The sequence below is a fragment of the Thermithiobacillus tepidarius DSM 3134 genome (assembly GCF_000423825.1).
GTDB lineage: Bacteria > Pseudomonadota > Gammaproteobacteria > Acidithiobacillales > Thermithiobacillaceae > Thermithiobacillus > Thermithiobacillus tepidarius.
This window is the reverse complement of record NZ_AUIS01000010.1, coordinates 1-17,604: the sequence shown is the minus strand read 5'-3', so window position 1 is coordinate 17,604 and position 17,604 is coordinate 1. Positions and strand designations below refer to the sequence as shown.

Annotated in this window: 18 protein-coding genes and 1 tRNA gene; 16 read left to right on the top strand and 3 right to left on the bottom strand. The window is 67.0% G+C overall.

The window, feature by feature from the left end; genetic code table 11:
• Nucleotides 1-54 precede the first annotated feature (54 nt).
• The 12 genes from ruvB (at nucleotide 55) to G579_RS18185 (ending at nucleotide 9,518) form a co-directional block, all read left to right on the top strand.
• Nucleotides 55-1,095, top strand: coding sequence for a Holliday junction branch migration DNA helicase RuvB (gene ruvB, locus G579_RS0106830; RefSeq protein ID WP_028989582.1), 1,041 nt, complete (start codon nucleotides 55-57; stop codon nucleotides 1,093-1,095).
• Nucleotides 1,088-1,528, top strand: a complete 441-nt coding sequence (ybgC, locus tag G579_RS0106825) for a tol-pal system-associated acyl-CoA thioesterase (RefSeq protein WP_028989581.1) — start codon at nucleotides 1,088-1,090, stop codon at nucleotides 1,526-1,528. Before ruvB ends, ybgC begins: the two co-directional genes overlap by 8 nt.
• Nucleotides 1,525-2,238 (top strand): protein TolQ, encoded by a 714-nt coding sequence (tolQ, locus tag G579_RS0106820; protein WP_038018694.1) that lies wholly within the window; start codon nucleotides 1,525-1,527, stop codon nucleotides 2,236-2,238. Before ybgC ends, tolQ begins: the two co-directional genes overlap by 4 nt.
• Nucleotides 2,235-2,654, top strand: coding sequence for a protein TolR (gene tolR / locus G579_RS0106815; RefSeq protein ID WP_028989579.1), 420 nt, complete (start codon nucleotides 2,235-2,237; stop codon nucleotides 2,652-2,654). Before tolQ ends, tolR begins: the two co-directional genes overlap by 4 nt.
• Nucleotides 2,654-3,592: a cell envelope integrity protein TolA gene (tolA, locus tag G579_RS16345; RefSeq protein ID WP_051181060.1), complete on the top strand. Its 939-nt coding sequence runs from the start codon at nucleotides 2,654-2,656 to the stop codon at nucleotides 3,590-3,592. Before tolR ends, tolA begins: the two co-directional genes overlap by 1 nt.
• On the top strand, nucleotides 3,585-4,859 hold the full coding sequence (gene tolB, locus G579_RS0106805; protein ID WP_028989578.1) for a Tol-Pal system beta propeller repeat protein TolB: 1,275 nt from the start codon (nucleotides 3,585-3,587) through the stop codon (nucleotides 4,857-4,859). Before tolA ends, tolB begins: the two co-directional genes overlap by 8 nt.
• A gap of 73 nt (nucleotides 4,860-4,932) precedes the next feature.
• Nucleotides 4,933-5,508 (top strand): peptidoglycan-associated lipoprotein Pal, encoded by a 576-nt coding sequence (gene pal, locus G579_RS0106800; RefSeq protein WP_028989577.1) that lies wholly within the window; start codon nucleotides 4,933-4,935, stop codon nucleotides 5,506-5,508.
• A gap of 2 nt (nucleotides 5,509-5,510) precedes the next feature.
• Nucleotides 5,511-6,443, top strand: coding sequence for a tol-pal system protein YbgF (ybgF, locus tag G579_RS0106795; protein ID WP_028989576.1), 933 nt, complete (start codon nucleotides 5,511-5,513; stop codon nucleotides 6,441-6,443).
• Complete coding sequence (gene queE, locus G579_RS0106790) at nucleotides 6,443-7,087, top strand: 7-carboxy-7-deazaguanine synthase QueE (protein WP_028989575.1); 645 nt, start codon at nucleotides 6,443-6,445, stop codon at nucleotides 7,085-7,087. Before ybgF ends, queE begins: the two co-directional genes overlap by 1 nt.
• A 221-nt stretch (nucleotides 7,088-7,308) precedes the next feature.
• On the top strand, nucleotides 7,309-7,998 hold the full coding sequence (gene queC, locus G579_RS0106785) for a 7-cyano-7-deazaguanine synthase QueC (protein ID WP_028989574.1): 690 nt from the start codon (nucleotides 7,309-7,311) through the stop codon (nucleotides 7,996-7,998).
• A 53-nt stretch (nucleotides 7,999-8,051) separates the two neighbouring features.
• Nucleotides 8,052-8,127 (top strand) — tRNA-Lys (locus G579_RS0106780).
• Between the two features lie 299 nt (nucleotides 8,128-8,426).
• A complete protein-coding gene (locus G579_RS18185) occupies nucleotides 8,427-9,518 on the top strand; it encodes an HAF repeat-containing protein (protein WP_051181058.1) in 1,092 nt (363 codons plus the stop codon).
• Nucleotides 9,519-9,543: 25 nt separating this feature from the next.
• On the opposite strand, the gene G579_RS0106770 is transcribed toward G579_RS18185, so the two are convergent.
• Nucleotides 9,544-10,635 (bottom strand): hypothetical protein, encoded by a 1,092-nt coding sequence (locus G579_RS0106770; RefSeq protein ID WP_028989573.1) that lies wholly within the window; start codon nucleotides 10,633-10,635, stop codon nucleotides 9,544-9,546.
• Between the two features lie 162 nt (nucleotides 10,636-10,797).
• On the opposite strand from G579_RS0106770, the gene G579_RS18180 reads away from it, so the two are divergent.
• From G579_RS18180 to G579_RS0106750, 4 genes are all read left to right on the top strand, one after another.
• Entirely contained in the window at nucleotides 10,798-11,427 is a 630-nt protein-coding gene (locus G579_RS18180; RefSeq protein WP_051181056.1) for a hypothetical protein, read from the top strand.
• Complete coding sequence (locus tag G579_RS0106760; protein WP_028989572.1) at nucleotides 11,411-11,806, top strand: phage holin family protein; 396 nt, start codon at nucleotides 11,411-11,413, stop codon at nucleotides 11,804-11,806. The genes G579_RS18180 and G579_RS0106760 overlap by 17 nt, the downstream gene beginning before the upstream one ends.
• Nucleotides 11,803-12,720 (top strand): DUF3618 domain-containing protein, encoded by a 918-nt coding sequence (locus tag G579_RS16330; RefSeq protein ID WP_051181054.1) that lies wholly within the window; start codon nucleotides 11,803-11,805, stop codon nucleotides 12,718-12,720. Before G579_RS0106760 ends, G579_RS16330 begins: the two co-directional genes overlap by 4 nt.
• A gap of 266 nt (nucleotides 12,721-12,986) precedes the next feature.
• Nucleotides 12,987-13,865, top strand: coding sequence for a crotonase/enoyl-CoA hydratase family protein (locus G579_RS0106750; protein ID WP_028989571.1), 879 nt, complete (start codon nucleotides 12,987-12,989; stop codon nucleotides 13,863-13,865).
• 62 nt (nucleotides 13,866-13,927) lie between these two features.
• Here the strand turns inward: G579_RS0106750 and G579_RS16325 are convergent, their stop codons facing one another.
• Nucleotides 13,928-16,495: an ATP-binding protein gene (locus tag G579_RS16325; protein ID WP_038018689.1), complete on the bottom strand. Its 2,568-nt coding sequence runs from the start codon at nucleotides 16,493-16,495 to the stop codon at nucleotides 13,928-13,930.
• Between the two features lie 89 nt (nucleotides 16,496-16,584).
• A partial coding sequence (locus G579_RS16320; protein ID WP_038018687.1) for an HD-GYP domain-containing protein occupies nucleotides 16,585-17,604 on the bottom strand: 1,020 nt, incomplete at its 5' end.

The window sequence follows — 17,604 nt, the reverse complement described above, 5'->3', positions numbered from 1 at the left end:
GTGCGGGGCATGGCAGGCCGCACCTGCCGCATCGCGCATCACTGGAAGTCAGAGATGATCGAAACCGACCGTTTGGTGGACGCCCAGTCCCACAATCATGAAAGCGGCGATGCGCTGGACCGCGCCCTGCGGCCCAAGCGCCTGGCCGACTACCAGGGCCAGCCCAAGGTGCGCGAGAACCTGGAGGTTTTCATCCAGGCGGCGCGCGGGCGCGGCGAGGCGCTGGACCACGTGCTGCTCTTCGGCCCGCCCGGCCTGGGCAAGACCACGCTCGCCCACATCATCGCCAACGAGATGGGCGTCGGCTTCAAGGTGACTTCCGGGCCGGTGCTGGAGCGGGCCGGGGATCTGGCCGCGCTCTTGACCAACCTGCAGCCGCACGACGTGCTCTTCGTGGACGAGATCCACCGCCTGAGCCCGGTGGTGGAGGAGATCCTCTACCCGGCCATGGAGGACTACCAGATCGACATCATGATCGGCGAGGGCCCGGCCGCCCGCTCCATCAAGCTCGACCTGCCGCCCTTCACCCTGGTGGGCGCCACCACCCGCGCCGGCCTGCTGACTTCGCCGCTGCGCGACCGCTTCGGCATCATCGCCCGCCTGGAGTTTTACAGCGTGGAGGACCTGACCCACATCGTCAGCCGTTCCGCCCAGATCCTGAATCTCGCCATCAATCCGGCGGGAGCGCTGGAGATCGCCCGCCGCTCGCGCGGCACGCCGCGCATCGCCAACCGCCTGCTGCGCCGGGTGCGCGACTTCGCCCAGGTGCGCGCCGACGGCGTCATCACCCGCGAGGTGGCCAATCAGGCGCTGACCATGCTGGAGGTGGACGAGTACGGCTTCGACCAGCAGGATCGCCGCCTCTTGAGCGCCATCGTGGAGAAATTCGACGGCGGCCCGGTGGGCATCGACAGCCTGGCAGCGGCCCTGGGCGAGGAGCGCGGCACCCTGGAGGACGTGATCGAGCCTTACCTGATCCAGCAGGGCTACCTGATGCGCACGCCGCGCGGCCGCTGCGCCACCCGCCTGACCTACACCGTGCTCGGTCTGCCGCAGCCGCAGGGGCCCACCGATCCCGATCTCTTCGATGCCTGACTGCGCCACCCATCACATCCGCGTCTACTACGAGGACACCGATCACGGTGGCGTGGTCTATCACGCCAATTACCTGCGCTTCATGGAGCGCGCGCGCACGGAGATGCTGCGCTGCATGGGCTTCGAGCTGGATGCGCTGGAGCGCGACCCGGGCATTGTCTTCGCCGTGCGCGCGGCCAAGCTCGATTACCGGCAGCCGGCCCGCTTCAACGACTATCTGCGCATAGGGACCCGGCTGCATGCCCTGCGCGGGGCGCGCCTGCACTTCCATCAGGACATCTGGGCCGGGGAGCGGCATCTGTGCACCGGCGAGATCGAAGTGGTCTGCCTGGACGCGCAGCGCTTCCGCCCCGTGCCGCTGCCGGCCGCCCTGGCCGACGCCGCCCGAGTTTACCTGTCTCCCACCGTCGTTGAGGAAAGCAAGCAAATATGAACGCCGTTGCCCCATTCGCCGCCGCCGCGCCCGGACAGTTGTCCATCCTGAACCTGATCACGCAGGCCACCTGGACCGTCAAGGCCGTCATGCTGCTCCTGCTGCTGGCTTCGCTGGCCTCCTGGACCATGATTTTCTGGAAGTGGGCGCGAATGCGCGCCGCCCAGCGCGCCGTCGGCCGCTTCGAGGACCGCTTCTGGAAGGAAAAGGACATGCGCGAGCTTTACCAGGAGGCCATCGCCGATCCGGAGATGGAATCGGGCAACGGCGCCATCTTCCGGGCGGGCTACAAGGAGTTCGTCCGCTTGCGCCAGCAGGTGGGCAGCCAGGCGACGGAAGCCCTGGATGCCGCGCGCCGTGCCATGCGCGTGGCGCTGATGCGCGAGGTGGAGTCCCTGGAGAGCAATCTCGCCTTCCTGGCCACGGTCGGCTCGGTGAGCCCCTTCATCGGCCTTTTCGGCACCGTGTGGGGCATCATGCATGCCTTCACCGCCATCGGCGTGGCGCAGCAGGCCACCCTGGCGACGGTGGCGCCGGCCATCGCCGAAGCCCTGATCGCCACCGCCGCCGGCCTCTTCGCCGCCATTCCCGCCGCGGTGGCCTACAACTACTTCACCCATGACCTGGACCGCCTGAACGCCCGCTACGAGGCCTTCATGGAAGAGTTCTCCAACATCCTCAACCGCCAGACCCAGGAGACGCGGGCATGAGACGCCGGCGCCTGATGTCGGAGATCAACGTTGTCCCCTATGTGGACGTCATGCTGGTGCTGCTGGTGATCTTCATGGTCGCCGCGCCGCTCCTGACCCAGGGCGTCCAGGTCAATCTGCCGCAGAGCGCGAGCCAGCCCGTCACCACCCAGAAGGCGCCCCTGGTGGTGGCCGTCAACGCCGCCGGCCAGGTCTATCTGCAGGACAAGCCGGTCAGCATGGATGAACTGCTGGCTCAGGTGCAGGCGGCGCGCGCCCACGAGGCCGGGGTGCAGGTGCTGGTGCGCGGCGACCGCGACGCCAACTACGGCCGGGTGATCGAAGTCATGGCGCGCCTGCAGGCCGCCGGTGTGCAGGATGTGGGCCTGCTGACGGAGAGCGCGGAGCACGGCGCCACAGGGGCGGAGCAGGGCTGATGGACGGCAAGGCCTGGGCGCTCATCGCCTCGCTGGCGCTGCACGGCGCGATTTTGCTGGCTTTGCTCCTGACCGTGTCCGTGATGGCGCCGCCCCCGCCGCCGGAGGCGCCGATCCGGGCGACCCTGGTGGCGGAGGGGCCCACCCCCCCGGCAACGCCGCCGGCTGAGCCGACGCCGGCGCCCGCGCCGGAGCCCGCGACACCGCCCGCCGCCATGGAACCCCCCGCGGCCCCGTTGCCCGAACCGCAGCCCCGCCGCGAAACCCCACCCGAGCGGCCGCAGGCCGACAACCGGGCGGCGGAGCAGGCGCGCGCGAAGGCAGAGGCGGCCGCGCAGGCACGGATGCGGCAGGCGGAAGCGGCCAAGCTGGCGGCGCAGGAGCAGGAAAAGGCCAAACAGGCCCAGGCTGCCAAGGAGGCCGCCGCGAAAGAGGCGGCCCGGCGGCGCCAGGAGGCCATGCAAAAGCAGCTGGCCGCCGAGGCCAAGGCCGAGCAGGAGCGCGCGGCGAAAGAAGCCCGGGCCGCCAAGGAGGCCGACGCCCAGGCGCGCCAGCGGGCGGCCCAGCAGTTGCGCGAGCAACTGGCGGCGGAAAGCAGCCAAAGCCAGGCGGCGCAGCAGGCTGCCGCCCGCAAGGCCGAAGCCGCGGATCTTTTGGGCAAGTACATCCGGCAGATCAAGGAAAAGGTCAGCCGCAACTGGAGCTCGACCGATATCAAGGCAGGGCTCAGCAGCCGGGTGCGGGTGCGCCTGGACCCGTCCGGCAACGTGCTGACCGTGCGCACCATCAGCTCCAGCGGCAATGCCGCCTTTGACCGCGCGGTGGAGGCCGCGGTGATGCGCTCGTCGCCGCTGCCCGTGCCCAACCGGCCGGATCTTTACAGTGAGTTCCGGGAAATCGACTTCAACTTCAGCGCAAAGGATATCCAGAATGGTTGATCGAGTACTCGCCCTCCTTGCCAGTCTCTGTGCTTTCGCCCTGCTGTCCGCGCCTGCGCAGGCGGCGCTGACCATCGACATCACCCAGGCGGTCAAGGACGGCCGTCCGGTGGCCGTGGTGCCTTTCGGCGGCAACGGGGGAGGGCAGACGGACATCGGCGCCGTCATCCGCGCTGACCTCAACCGCAGCGGCCTGTTCCGCATCATGGACCCGCGCACCTTTCCCGCCCAGCCGCACACACCCGGCGAGGTGAACCTGGGCACCTGGAAGAGCATCGGCACCGATGCGTTGGTCATCGGCCGGGTGCAGCCGGCCGGCGGTCAGCTCAGCGTGGAGTTCCGCCTCTACGCGCCGGGCAACGGCCAGGAGCTGGCGGCCCAGCGCTTCACCGTGCCGGAATCGGAACTGCGCGCTCTGGCCCACCGCATCGCCGACATCATCTACGAAAAGCTCACCGGCGAGCCCGGCGCCTTCTTCAGCCGCCTGGCCTACATCACCCAGAGCGGCAAGACCTATCGCCTGAACGTGTCCGACTCGGACGGCGCCAACCCGCAGGTGGTGGTGTCCAGCCGCGCGCCGCTCATGTCGCCGGCCTGGTCGCCGGACGGGCGCAAGCTGGCCTACGTGTCCTTCGAGGCCGGTCGTTCCGCGGTCTACATCCAGGATCTCGGCACCGGCAAGCGCGAGCGCGTGGCCTTCTACCCGGGCATCAACAGCGCGCCCGCCTTCTCGCCCGACGGTCGCTCCCTGGCCCTGAGCCTGTCGCGGGACGGCAATGCCGAACTCTACGTGCTGGACCTGTCCAGCCGCGAGCTGCGGCGTCTCACCAACAACCCGGCCATCGACACCGAGCCCACCTGGTCGCCGGACGGCCGCAGCATCGTCTTCACCTCCGACCGCAGCGGCTCGCCGCAGCTGTACCGGGTGGCCGCCGGCGGCGGCGAGCCGCGGCGGCTGACCTTCTCGGGCAGCTACAACGCGGCGGCGACCTACGCCCCGCGCGGCGGCACCATCGCCTTCGTCCATCGCAGCGGCGGGGTCTACACCCTGGCCCGCATCAACGAGGACGGCTCCGGGCTGCGGGTGCTGGACCAGACCGCCAACAACGAATCGCCCAGCTTCGCGCCCAACGGCCGCATGGCCCTCTACGCCACCCGGCGCGGCGGCCGGCAGGTACTGGCGGCGGTGAGCGTGGATGGCCGGGTCAAGCAGGTGATCCAGGTGCCCCGCGAGGATATCCGCGAGCCGGCCTGGTCGCCGCGCTGACGGCTAGAGTTGGCGCCGAGGGCGCACTACAATGGGTTTACACCTCCAACAAGCAAGCAAAAAGGATGTCGCTATGAGGCAGTTGCTGTTAAATCGGGGTCATCGGAATATTGCCTGGGTGCTGGCCGTCGCGCTGCTGGCGGGCTGCGCCACCAAGCCGAGCAAGCCCGAAGGCCCGGGCGCCAAGATCGAGGAAAAGAGCCTCAGCGCCGGTGCCGGTGCGGATACCGCCGGTGTCAAGCCGGGTGCCGTGACCGGCGAGGATCTGAGCGGGCAGGGGGAGGGCCTGAATGCCGCCGAGCAGGGCGATCTGCCCAGGGAGATGCGCGTGCACTTTGCCTTCGACAGTGACTTGCTGGACGCCCCCAATCAGGCCATCGCCCGTACCCATGCCGAGTACATGGCTCGCCATCCCAACGTGCGGGTGCGCATCGAGGGCAACACGGACGAGCGCGGCACCCGCGCCTACAATCTCGCTCTGGGCGAGCGGCGCGCCATGGCCGTGCGGGATTTCCTGCTGGCCAACGGCGTGAGCGCCGACCGCATCGAAGTCATCAGCTTCGGTGCCGAGAAACCGCTCAATCCCGGCCACGACGAGGCGGCCTGGGCCGAAAACCGTCGCGGCGACTTCGTTTACACCAGGCGGTAAGTATGCGTAATTCCAAGACTTTGGCAATCGCAGTGGCCCTGCTGCTGGGCGGCATGGGGCAGGCGGCACCCGCCTGGGCTCTGTCCACTGGCGAGCGGCTCACCCAGCTCGAACAGCAGACCAGCGTGCTCAAGGCGCAACTGGACAGCCTGGTGGCGGTACAGGCGGCCAGCGGCAACGGCCGCCAAGCGCTGGAAAACCTGACCACGCAGATGCAGAAACTGCAGGAGCAGATCCGCGAGCTGCAGGGCCAGATCGAAGTGCAGCAGCACAAGGCCGAGGAATCCCGGCAGCTATTCGGCAAGCAGATGGAGGCCTTGGAGCGCCGTGTGACCCTGCTGGAGGACAAGGGTGCTCCGGCGCCGGCTGCCGCAGAGGCCGCCGCGCCGGTGCCCGCTCCCACGCCCCCGGCGGCCGCCACGCCGCCGGAGAAGCGCCCGGGCCTGGTGGTGACTCCGCCGCCGCCCAGCTTCCCGGCTTCTGCGCAGGCCGCGCCGGCGCCGGTCGCCAGCACCGCCGCGCCGGCGCGGCCCGCCGCCGTGGCCGACAACGGCGATGTGCAGGCCTACGACAGCGCCTTCAACCTGCTCAAGCAGGGCAAGTACGGGCCCGCGGTCGATGCCTTCGCGGCTTTCATCAAGAAATATCCCGGCAGCAGCCGGCTGCCCAACGCCTACTACTGGATGGGCGAGGCTCAGTACGTGCTGGGCCGCTCGGACGCGGCGCTGAAATCGCTGCAGGTGGTGGACATGCGTTTCCCCACCAGCGAAAAGGCCGCCGACGCCCTTTATCGGCGCGCCGGGATCTATGAGGACGGCAAGCAGTGGTCCATGGCCAAGGGGCTGTACAATCAGGTGATCACCCGCTATCCCTCCAGCCGCGCGGCCCAGCAGGCGCGCCAAAAGCTGGAGCAGTTGAAGAAAGCCGGCCATTGATGGACAACACCCTGCGCATTACGGAGATCTTCCACAGCCTGCAGGGAGAAACCCGCAGCGTGGGCCGGCCCGCCACCTTCGTGCGGCTGACGGGTTGTCCACTGCGCTGCCAGTATTGCGATACCACCTATGCCTTCCAGGGCGGCACCACCATGAGCCAGGCCGAGATCCTTGACCAGGTGGCCGCCTTCGGCGCACCGCTGGTGGTGGTCACGGGCGGCGAACCGCTGGCGCAGCGCGCGGTGCTGCCGCTGCTGACGGCCCTGTGCGATGCCGGCTACGAGGTTTTCCTCGAGACCAGCGGCGCGCTGGACGTGGCGCCGGTGGACCCGCGCGTGGTGAAGGTGCTGGACCTCAAGACCCCCGGCTCCGGCGAGGAAGCACGCAACCGCTGGGAGAACCTGGCGCACTTGGCCCCCCAGGATCAGGTCAAGATCGTCGTGTGCAGCCGGACCGACTACGAATGGGCCAGGGACGTGATCGCGCGCCATGGTCTGGCGCAGCGCTGCGAAGTGCTGCTGTCGCCGTCCCACGGCCAGATCAACCCGCGCGAACTGGCGGACTGGATCTTGGCAGACCGGCTGCCGGTGCGCATGCAGATCCAGCTGCACAAGCTGCTCTGGGGTGACGTGCCGGGGCATTGACGGACGGTGAAACATGAGTCGTGAATGGTGAAACGGCTTGCGCGGCGGCGCGGCCTGCGCCACACTCGCGCACGAATCACGAATCACGAATCACGAATCACGAATCACGAATCACGAATCACGAATCACGAATCACGAATCACGAATCACGAATCACGAATCACGAATCACGAATCACGAATCACGAATCACGAATCACGAATCACGAATGAGATTCGAGCATGGAAAACAAGACATCCCCAGCCGTGATCCTGCTGTCCGGGGGACTGGACTCCGCAACCGTGCTTGCCGTGGCCCTGCGCAACGGCTTTGCCTGCCACGCCCTGGCCTTCGACTACGGCCAGCGCCATTGCCATGAGCTGGAGGCCGCCGCCGCCGTCGCTGCCCAGCAGAAGGCCGCCTCCTTCCGGACCATGCCCATCAATCTCGCCGCCTTCGGCCACTCGGCCCTGACCGATCCCAGCATCGACGTGCCGGAAGCGGGCGCGGAAGGGATTCCCGTCACCTACGTGCCGGCCCGCAACACCGTCTTCCTGTCCCTGTCCCTGGCTTACGCCGAGACCCTGGGCGCCCAGGACATCTTCATCGGCGTGAACAGCCAGGACTACTCGGGCTACCCCGACTGCCGCCCGGCCTTCATCCAGGCCTTCGAGAATCTCGCCCGCCTGGGCACGCGCGCCGGAGCCGAGGGCGCCGCCTTCCGCATCCATGCGCCGCTGCAGTATCAGAGCAAGGCCGAGATCATCCGCCTGGGCAGCTCTCTGGGCGTGGACTACGGCCTGACCCGCTCCTGCTACAACCCCGACGGCGCCGGCCGCGCCTGCGGCCGTTGCGACTCCTGCCGCCTGCGCGCCCTCGGCTTCGCCGCCGCCGGCTTCCCCGACCCCACCCCCTACCAGCCGGACGCCTGACCGCCGATATTGACAGACAGGGCACGCACTGCGGATAATCGCGGCTTCCTGCCGGGCCGGTAGCTCAGTTGGTAGAGCAGCGGACTTTTAATCCGTTGGTCCTGAGTTCGAGTCTCAGCCGGCCCACCATTCCCATGTGTCCTCAACCTGCCAGCCCGCGTGGTCAGTTTCCGGACGGGACCTGGCGCTGTTTCCCAAGTTGCCGCCCCGCACGCTTGCCTTCCCACCTCTTTGTTTTTCCAATCTTTCCGGCTTTTTACCCCCTCCAACCCGCACCCCGCTAGGCAATAAGGCCGATTCCCCTGGGTATCCGCCGCCGGCTAAAAGCAAAGCCAGGGGCATTTGCCGTGCCCGTGCGGTCGCGGGCAATGCGTGCCTCCATGCCTTCCCTTCTCAAGTTCGGGCCGCCAGGCCCAAAGGATAATGCGATGCGGCAATCCCTCTTACGTCTTTCATACCAATCATTTGCCCTGTTCCTTGGCCTGCTGGGGTGGTCCGCCGGCGCGTGGGCCGCTCCTTACCTGCTCAGCGATCTCGGCGCGCTGGCGGCGGGCAGCAGCAGCGCGGAGGGCATCAGCGAGCGGGGTCAGGTGGTGGGCTGGTCGGATGCGACAGGCAGCGGCCTCACGCATGCGGCCCGCTGGCAAGCGGGCCGGGTGTTCGATCTTAATCCCGCCGGGCTCGCCAGCCTCACCAGCGTGGCCCGCGGCATCAACATGCGCGCTCAGGTGGTCGGCTCCTTCCAGCGCGAGGGCCTGTCGCCGCTGGCGTTTCTGTGGGATCCCCAACGGGGCGTGACCGTGCTCGGCTCGCTGGGCGGCAGCTACAGCGATGCCAATGCCATCAACGAGCAGGGCCAGGTAGTCGGCGTGGCCACCCTGGGCGATCAGAGCGGGCGCGCCTTTTCGTGGCAAGCGGGGAGCGGCATGCGGGATCTCGGCACCTTGGGCGGTGCCTACAGCGGCGCGGCCGGCGTCAACAACCTGGGCCAAGTGGTGGGCTGGTCGGAGCTGGGCGGGGCGGCGGCGGGACAAATGCATGCCTTTCTGTGGCAGGCGGACCGGGGCATGACGGATCTGGGCACGCTCGGCGGCGGCAGCAGCAGCGCCGCGGCCATCAATGACCAGGGACAGGTGGTGGGAGGGGCGGGTGTTTCCACGACGTCCTTTGCCTCCCATGCCTTCCTGTGGCAGCCGGGCAGCGGCATGCGGGATCTCGGCACCCTGGGCGGCAGCGACAGCTGGGCCCAGGACATCAACAAGCGCGGCGAGGTGGTGGGCTGGTCCTATGCGGCGGATGGGCAGATGCGGGCTTTTCTCTGGCGGCCGGAGCAGGGAATGACGGACCTGAATGCGCTCTTGCCCGCCGGGGCGGGCTGGACGCTGCAGATGGCGTTCGCCATCAATGACCTGGGCCAGATCGTCGGTCGTGGCCTCGATCCCAACGGGCAAGTGCATGCCTTCCTGCTGACACCGATGCGGGTGGCGTCCGCCCGGTGGGGCATGGCCCCGCGCCGCTGAGCGGCGCCGGCTGTCCGGGCGCGCTTCAGGCAGGCCAATGCGCCAGCATGAAGCGCGCGATCTGCGTCGCGCCGTTTTCTTCCTGCCGTGGGCGGGGAGGCAGGCTCAGCAGCTCATCCAGGCGCTCCAGCCAGGCGCCGGACTCGAAGGCGTCCGGCGCGATCCCGAAGCCTGCCATTTCGGCTGACACGAAGGCGCCCAGCGGCGCCGATTCCCGGAACCGCTCCCGCCAGACGTAGGCGAAGGGCGCGCCCGCGTAATAGAGCTCCGCGACCGTGCTGTAGCCCAGCTTGCCCGCCACGGCGTCCGCGGCCGCCATGAGGTCGGGGTGGAAAAAGCTGGAGCGGTGCGGCAACAGCCGCAGGTTGCCCCGGAAATCCGGCGCCGGCGACGCGCCGGGAATCACGAAGCAGACGTCATCCCGCGCCGCCAGCGCCTTCAGGGACGGAAAGCCGCCCCGGACGCCACCCAGGGTCAGCAGCAGCATTTTCTGTCCCGCTTCGACCGCCAGCGCTTGGCGTATCTGCGCCGGCGCCGTGCGGGGCGCCCGGCTCACGGGGGCCGCGTGCAGGTCGGCCGGCCGCGGCAGGCAGGCCGGGGTGGCCTGCACGTGGTAGTCGGCCTGCGCAAAGAGCGCTGCCAAGTAAGCGCCGTGGCGGTCGAGGGCGGCATCTCCGTAGCCTTGGTAGATCCAGTCCCAGAGAAAATTCTCCACCAGCACCGCGGGCAGTCCGGCCCGGCGGGCGACCGCGATGCCCAAGGGGGCGATGTCGCAGAGCACCATGCGGCAGCCCAGTTGCCGGATGCGTGCGGCCAGCGCGTCCACGACGGCGGGGCGGAAGGGCAGCAGGTCGTCCAGTGCCCGGATCGTGCCGGCGATGTCCTCCATGAAGGGCGTGCGCTGGACCAGACCAAGGTCGGTCAGGCATTCGTGATAGCCGAAGGCCGTCTCGCCCAGGGAGTCGGCGAAGAACCAGCGCGGCACCGTGGTGAACACTTCAAAGCCGGGATCGGGCGCCAGTGCTTGCAATGCCGCCATGACCGCCGTCGCGCGGGCGGCATGGCCGAATCCGTGCGGCGACACGAAAACCGCGATGCGCCGGGTGTTTTGGGCCATTTGACTCTCCTTTCTGGGGACTGGGCTCGAAGGAACCATCGCGATCATCCCAATGTCAAGACCTTCACCTAGCCAATATGCAGCACCTCCGGAGAGGCCCGGCAGGCGGGGCATCTCCTCCACTGGATGGAACCGTTGCGTACAGACAGGAAGGAGGTCGTCATGGATAACCCCAGCACCAATCCCTACCTTCGTGAACCCAATCCGGCGGGGCCGCCCGGCTCCACGGTGCCGCCCACCGGCGCGGCCGGTCATGCCGGACAGCCCGATGCGGCGGCCGCGGCCAAGGAGTCGGTGAACCGCGTGCGTGAAGAGGCCAGTCGGCTCAAGGAAGAGGCCCGGCACCGCACGAAGTCGTTGATCAGCGATCAGAAGCACACGGCTGCCGAGCAGGTCGGCAGCATCGCCGTCGCCCTGCGGCAGACGGCCCAGCAGTTGAATGCGCAAGGCCAGGCCAGCATGGCCCGTTACGTCGACTGGGCCGCAGAGGGGCTGGACGATCTTTCCGGCACCTTGCGCGACAAGGACGTCGACTCCCTGGTCCGCCAGGCGGAAGACTTCGCGCGCCGGCAACCGGCGGTGGTGATCGGCGGCGCCGTGGCCATCGGCTTTCTGCTTTCCCGCTTCCTCAAGAGCTCGGCCGAGCGCAGCGAGAGCGAGTACGGCGCGGAACCTCCGGAGGGCGCCGCGACCGGCCATGCCGCTTCGTCCACCGCGAACGGCGGCGTGGATAGCGCCAGCATCGGCACGGAAACGGTACGTACAGGAGGCTCCCATGCAAGTGACTACTAAGGATGAACGTTCTCTGGCATCGCTGTTCAAGGAACTGACCGGCGAAATGTCCTTGCTCGTGCGCAAGGAAGTGGAGTTGGCCAAGGTGGAAACCACCGAAAAGGTCACCCAGGCCGGGGCCGGGCTGGCTTCCCTTGCCGTCGGCGGGGCAGTGGCCTTTGCCGGCTTCCTGGTGCTGCTGGCTGCGCTGGTGCTTGGCCTGGGCCAAGTCATGGCGCTCTGGCTGGCGGCGCTCATCGTCGGCGTCGTGGTCTTGGGCATCGGCTTCATGCTCCTGCAAAAGGGCCGCGACAATCTGAAGGCACAAAACCTCACCCCGCGCCGGACCGTCGAATCGCTCCGGCGGGATAAACAGTTCGCCAAGGAGCAGATGACATGAAATCGCGAGACGACATGCAGCATGGCGCCGGCACTGTTTACGAGCGCAATCCGCCGTACGACGGCGAGCGTACGCCCGAGGCCATCGAAAGCGAGATCGAGCGCACCCGGGCGGAAATGAGCAGCACGCTGGATGCCATCGAGAAGAAGCTGTCCCCGGGACAGCTGATGGATGAGGTGCTGCACTACCTGCGGGGCGGCTCGAGCAGTGAGTTCGTCTCCAATTTCGGCAACGCCGTCAAGCAAAATCCCATGCCAGCCACTTTGATGGGCGTTGGCTTGGCTTGGCTGATGATGTCCGGCTCCCGGGGTGCGGCGGCGGGCAGTGCCGGCAGCGAACCCGCCACGGCTGGCGCGGGCGACCTCAAGGCCTCCCTGGCCTCCGGCCGCGAGAAGGCCGGCCAGGCGGCCCACAAGGCCGGCGAGCTGGCGGGCAGCGTCAAGCAAAAGGCCAGCGACATGGCCCAGGGCACCCGGGAGAAGCTGGGCCACGGCATTAGCGGCGCGCGCCAGCAGGCCGGGCGCCTGGGCGAAGCGGCCCGGCAACAGGCAGGGCGGGCCAAGGGCGGCTTCGATACCTTGCTGCACGAGCAGCCCTTGCTGTTGGGCGCCCTGGGCATCGCCATCGGCGCCGCACTCGGCGCCAGCTTGCCGACCACGCGCCGAGAGGACCAATTATTGGGCGCCAAGCGTGACGAGCTGATGCACCAGGCCAAGGAGACCGCGGACGAGCAGATGCAGAAAGTGCAGAGCGTGGCCGCGGCCGCCGGCCAAGCGCTCAAGGACGAGGCCGACCGGCAGGGCCTGAACCGCGAAGCCGGGGAAGGACTGCTGCAGAAGGCGCAGCACGTTGCCGAAGCGGCGCGCAGCGCGGCCAGTGACGAAGCCGACCGGCAAGGCCTCGGCACCCACTAGCGCCGATGCACAAGCCGCGCCTCAGGGCGCGGCTGTTTTCGCAGTCCACCCGCCTCCTCGCCCTATCTCTCCAGCCCATCCCAGCCCAGCCGCAGCAAGCTTGCGGTCATTGCCGTGTCCGCCAAACCCGGATAGGCCGAAATGCGGCTATTCTCCTTGATTGAGAGCACTGCTTCATGGAAAGTTGCCATGAGCACCGACAAGCACTTTCCGGTGCTTCCCCCTCGCTGTCAACCACCTGTTTTCCATTCACAAAGGAGATCCGCATGAACTGCTCGACCCAGTCCACCAATCTTTTCGCCTCTTCGAACCAGATGCCGCGTACCCAGTTCAGCCTTCATTACGACGGTCAGTACCAGCTCATGTGGTGCTACATGCATTCTGCGCCTCGTCCGTGCTTCACGCCCACCCTGCTCGACGAACTCCTCAACTGGTGCGGCGAGACTTCATCCTGGAACGACAGCCGGGTTGATCGTCCATTCCGCTATCATGTCCTGGCTTCCAGGATTCCGGGCGTGTTCAATCTGGGCGGCGATCTCGACCTTTTCCGCAGGCTCGTGCTGGCACAGGACCGTGCCAGTCTGTTCACGTATGCAAAGGCGTGCATCGACGTTTTGTACGCGAACATGACCCATTTTGGCCGGAGCGACGTCACCACTATTTCTTTGGTGCAGGGCGACGCGCTGGGCGGCGGATTCGAGGGGGCGATGTCAAGCAACGTCCTGATTGCCGAGCGCAGTGCCAAAATGGGATTGCCGGAAGTGCTCTTCAACCTGTTTCCGGGGATGGGAGCCTACAGTTTCTTGTCCCGTAAACTGGGCAGCGCGCAGGCCCGGCGAATCATCCTCAGTGGCAAGGTATATACGGCGGAGGAGTTGTACGATCTGGGGGTGGTCGATGTGCTGGCCGAAGACGGCCAGGGGGAGAAGGCTGTGTACGATTACATCAAAAGGGAAAACAAATCGCGGAATGCGTACCGCGCCCTGCGCGAGGTGCAAGACAGCTGCGATCCCATCAGCTATGAAGAATTGATAAAGATCGGGGAAATCTGGGTCGAGGCTGCCATGCGCCTGCAATCGAGCGATCTGCGCATGATGGAGCGGCTCGTATCGCGGCAATCCAGCAAAGGCCAATCTGCTGCTTGAACCTGATGGGACAGCACCCCAACGCTGGCCCTGCGTCCGTTGGGGTGCCATGCCGCTTGTGATCAGGTCATGGCGTTCTGTTGCCGGTCCACGTATTCCGTCAGCGCCGCACAGGTGGCGTCGAAGGCCTCTTTGATCCGGGCCGCCAGGGCAATCGGCTTGGACGAGCCCAGCTCATAGGGCTTCAATGCCATGCCCTCGGCACAGAGCCGCACCAGCAGCACGGCACCGAGTTCGCCGGCGCTGCCCTTGAGCGCATGCACGGCATCATGAAAGCGTGGAAAATCGCGCTGTAATGCGGCCTCCTGCAATTCCTGCATGAGGTGTTCGCCGTCGCGGGCAAAGCCCTCCACCAGCTCCCGGATGAAATCGGGGCCGGAGCCCAACTGGCCCAGCCTGTGGAGAGCATATTCGTCCAGCTTGGCCTCGGGCCTGCCGCTCGCTTCGTGCACAGTCTGCATGGGAATGCATTCGGTGCTGACCGCGGACTGGGCTTGCGGCACGAGGGCAGCAATGGTTTCCAGGAGCCACTTGGCGTTCACCGGCTTGGTGAGATACGCGCTGGCCCCGGCCTCCTGGCAGGCATCCATGGCTTCGCGGGTGGCGTTCGCCGTGAGCACGATCACCGGCACGCTGCTGCTGGTGTTCATGAAGCGGTAGGCCTTCAGGACATCCAGACCGCCGATCCGCGGCATGCTCATGTCCAGGATGATGAGATCGAAGGCATGGGTCGGCCGGCTCAGGACGTCGAGCGCTTGCTCTCCGTCGCCGACCAGGTGCACCTCGTGCCCTGCGTGATTCAGAATGCCCTGTATCACTTTCTGGTTGGTGGCGTTGTCCTCCGCCACGAGAATCCGCAGATGATGGGCGCCCGTCCGTTCCTTGTAGTGCTCGGCCAGTGACACCACGTTTTCCGTGCGTTCGTGTTCCGTGTGCGCCGCATGCAGGGCATTGAACAGAAGGGTCTTGTCCAGCGGGGTGTGCAGCACCGAGGAATATCCCGCCTTCAGGAGGGCTTCGTCGCCTGCGGTGTCGCGCCCCGCATCGATCAGCACCAGGGACAGCTGCCGCAATACCTGCTCATTGCGCGCGGCGGCTGCAAACTGTTCGGCTGCCATGTCCAGATGTTGATGCTCGACCAGCACCACGTCATAGGGCGTGCCGCGCCTGCCCGCCTCCATGAGCCGCGAGAACGCCTGGGCCGAGCTGGTCGCCAGCTCGCTTTTGACGGCCCACGTGGCGAGATGGCCACTGATGCCGTCGGCAAATGCTTCGCCGGCAAGCACCAGTACCCGGCTCGCAGCCAGGGTGGTGCCGGGGATGTTCGCATGAGACGAGGCGGCCTGGGCTTCGAAGGGGAGGTCGAACCAGAAGGTGGTGCCGATGCCCTCCCGGCTGTGCAGGCCGATGCGTCCCCCCAGCAGCTCCACCAGCTGCTTGGCGATGGTGGTACCCAGCCCGGTGCCGCCGTAGCGGCGCGTCATGGAAGCGTCCGCCTGGGTGAAGCTCTCGAAAATGCGTTCCTGCGCTGCTGCCGGGATGCCGATGCCGGTATCGACGATTTCGAAATGGATGAGCGGCTTGTCGGCGCCGCGGTTGAGCGGGTGCACCCGGATATCCACGTGGCCCCGGTCCGTAAACTTGACCGCGTTGCTGATGAGGTTGATGAGGATCTGCCGCAGGTGGCGCGGATCGCCGCGCAGCATGAAGTTGGTTTCCGGGGCGATGTGGGTGGACAGGAGCAAGCCTTTCTGCCTGGCCTGGGGCGCGAAGAGCATGACCGCGTTGTTGACCAGGGCGTGCAGGTCGAAGTCCACGGTTTCGATGGTGAGCTTGCCCGCCTCGATCTTGGAAATGTCGAGGATGTTTTCGATGAGATCGAGCAACGTGTGCGCCGAGGACTGGATGGTGCGGGCGAGCTCTTTCTGTTCCGCGTTGAGCCGCGTATCCAGGAGCAGGTCGCTCATACCGATGACGCCGTTCAAGGGGGTCCGCAACTCATGGCTCATGTTGGCCAGGAACCGGGACTTGGCCTGATTGGCCTCGTTGGCCCGGTCGACCGCGGCATTCAGCCGCCTGACCAGGGTTGCCACGTACATGGGCACCACTGTCAGGGTGATCAGGATGCCGGCACTGAAGATGGGCTGGGACGACCAGAAATCGCTCAGATAGTGGACCGCGGAAAAGCCGGCAATACTCAGTACCGTTGCTGCGAACAGGTATCTCATGCCGTAGCGAAAGCCGTTGCCCACGATCACCCAAAGATAGACGGCGAGGATCGGCGTTCCCACCTCGCCACTCAGATACAAGCTGCAAGACGCGCCGCTTATGTCGGCAACGATGCCAAGCAGCCGCCGAACAGTGGATTGGCCGGGCCAGGCCAGGATGCTGAGGAACAGCAGCACGGCAAAGCCCAGAAACAGGCCACTCCCGAAGTGGACGATGGGCAGGATGGTGGGATCGCTGACACGCATCGTGTAGATGGGTGACAGAAAGTAGATGAAAATGATGACGCCGACGAAAACACGGATGATCGCCTGCTCGTGCTCGCTGTCGGGGCGGCGGGCGAGGCGGCTCCTGAGTGTTTGGAAAAATCCCGTAATGGATGGTGTGTTCGATTCAGTTGCCATAGCGTTCGGAAGCTAGGGTTGCCTGGCGTGCACCGGCCCTGTCGGATCCGCCTGCCGCCTGATTATTGTTTTTGAGTCTGCGAAACCTGCTACTGTTCAGGCACCGGGTTGTCGCGCAACAGCTCCTGGATCTCGCGCACCTTGTCGCTTTGGGCGAGGAAGGCGTGGACGCAGTCGGGGTCGAAGTGGCGGCCGGCCTGCTGCTGGAGGTAGCGGCGGGCATCGGCGACCGACCAGGCCGGCTTGTAGGGCCGGGTGGAGGTCAGGGCATCGTAGACGTCGGCCACCGCCACGATGCGGGCGGCCAGCGGAATGGCCTGGCCGCGCAGGCCCTGCGGATAGCCGCTGCCGTCGTACTGCTCGTGATGGCCCAGGGCAATCACCGCGCCGAGCTGCAGATAGCGCGACGGACTGCCGCTCAGGATGGCATGGCCGATCGTGGTGTGCGCCTGCATGATGCGGAACTCCTCGGCGGTGAGCCGGCCGGCCTTGAGCAGGATGCTGTCGGGCACGCCGATCTTGCCGATGTCGTGCATGGGCGCGGCCAGCTCGATCTCGTCGCACTCGGCCTCGCTCAGGCCCACGGCTTCGGCCAACAGGCGCGAGTACTTGGCCATGCGCAGCACGTGATTGCCGGTCTCCTCGTCGCGGTACTCGCCGGCCTTGGCCAGGCGCAGCAGGGTCTCGCGCTCGCGGGCGCGGATCTCGCGGGTGGCCAGGGCCACCTGGTCTTCCAGCCAGTGGGCGCGGTGCTTGATGAGCTGCTGCTGGCGGCGCAGGGTCAGCAGGTTGCGGCAGCGGGCGCGGCATTCGTACTGGTCGATGGGACGGGTGAGGAAGTCGCTGGCGCCGGCATCCAGGGCCTGGTAGCGGATCTGCGGGTCCTCCACCACCGTGATCACCACCAGCGGCACGTCGGCGCAGCCGGGCAGGGCGCGGATGCGCTGGATGAAGGTCACGCCGTCCATGCTCGGCATCTTGTAGTCGGTCAGGATCAGGTCCGGCGGCTGCCGCTGGGCACGCGCCAGCGCCGCCTCCGGCTCCGCAAAACTCTCCACCACCAAGCCCGGATCCATCGCCCGCACCAGCTCCTCCAGAATCTTCCGGCC

Coding starts and splice junctions, on each gene's coding strand:
- ruvB (WP_028989582.1), top strand. CDS start 55: ATGATCGAAACCGACCGTTTGGTGGACGCCCAGTCCCACAATCATGAA.
- ybgC (WP_028989581.1), top strand. CDS start 1,088: ATGCCTGACTGCGCCACCCATCACATCCGCGTCTACTACGAGGACACC.
- tolQ (WP_038018694.1), top strand. CDS start 1,525: ATGAACGCCGTTGCCCCATTCGCCGCCGCCGCGCCCGGACAGTTGTCC.
- tolR (WP_028989579.1), top strand. CDS start 2,235: ATGAGACGCCGGCGCCTGATGTCGGAGATCAACGTTGTCCCCTATGTG.
- tolA (WP_051181060.1), top strand. CDS start 2,654: ATGGACGGCAAGGCCTGGGCGCTCATCGCCTCGCTGGCGCTGCACGGC.
- tolB (WP_028989578.1), top strand. CDS start 3,585: ATGGTTGATCGAGTACTCGCCCTCCTTGCCAGTCTCTGTGCTTTCGCC.
- pal (WP_028989577.1), top strand. CDS start 4,933: ATGAGGCAGTTGCTGTTAAATCGGGGTCATCGGAATATTGCCTGGGTG.
- ybgF (WP_028989576.1), top strand. CDS start 5,511: ATGCGTAATTCCAAGACTTTGGCAATCGCAGTGGCCCTGCTGCTGGGC.
- queE (WP_028989575.1), top strand. CDS start 6,443: ATGGACAACACCCTGCGCATTACGGAGATCTTCCACAGCCTGCAGGGA.
- queC (WP_028989574.1), top strand. CDS start 7,309: ATGGAAAACAAGACATCCCCAGCCGTGATCCTGCTGTCCGGGGGACTG.
- G579_RS18185 (WP_051181058.1), top strand. CDS start 8,427: ATGCGGCAATCCCTCTTACGTCTTTCATACCAATCATTTGCCCTGTTC.
- G579_RS0106770 (WP_028989573.1), bottom strand. CDS start 10,635: ATGGCCCAAAACACCCGGCGCATCGCGGTTTTCGTGTCGCCGCACGGA.
- G579_RS18180 (WP_051181056.1), top strand. CDS start 10,798: ATGGATAACCCCAGCACCAATCCCTACCTTCGTGAACCCAATCCGGCG.
- G579_RS0106760 (WP_028989572.1), top strand. CDS start 11,411: ATGCAAGTGACTACTAAGGATGAACGTTCTCTGGCATCGCTGTTCAAG.
- G579_RS16330 (WP_051181054.1), top strand. CDS start 11,803: ATGAAATCGCGAGACGACATGCAGCATGGCGCCGGCACTGTTTACGAG.
- G579_RS0106750 (WP_028989571.1), top strand. CDS start 12,987: ATGAACTGCTCGACCCAGTCCACCAATCTTTTCGCCTCTTCGAACCAG.
- G579_RS16325 (WP_038018689.1), bottom strand. CDS start 16,495: ATGGCAACTGAATCGAACACACCATCCATTACGGGATTTTTCCAAACA.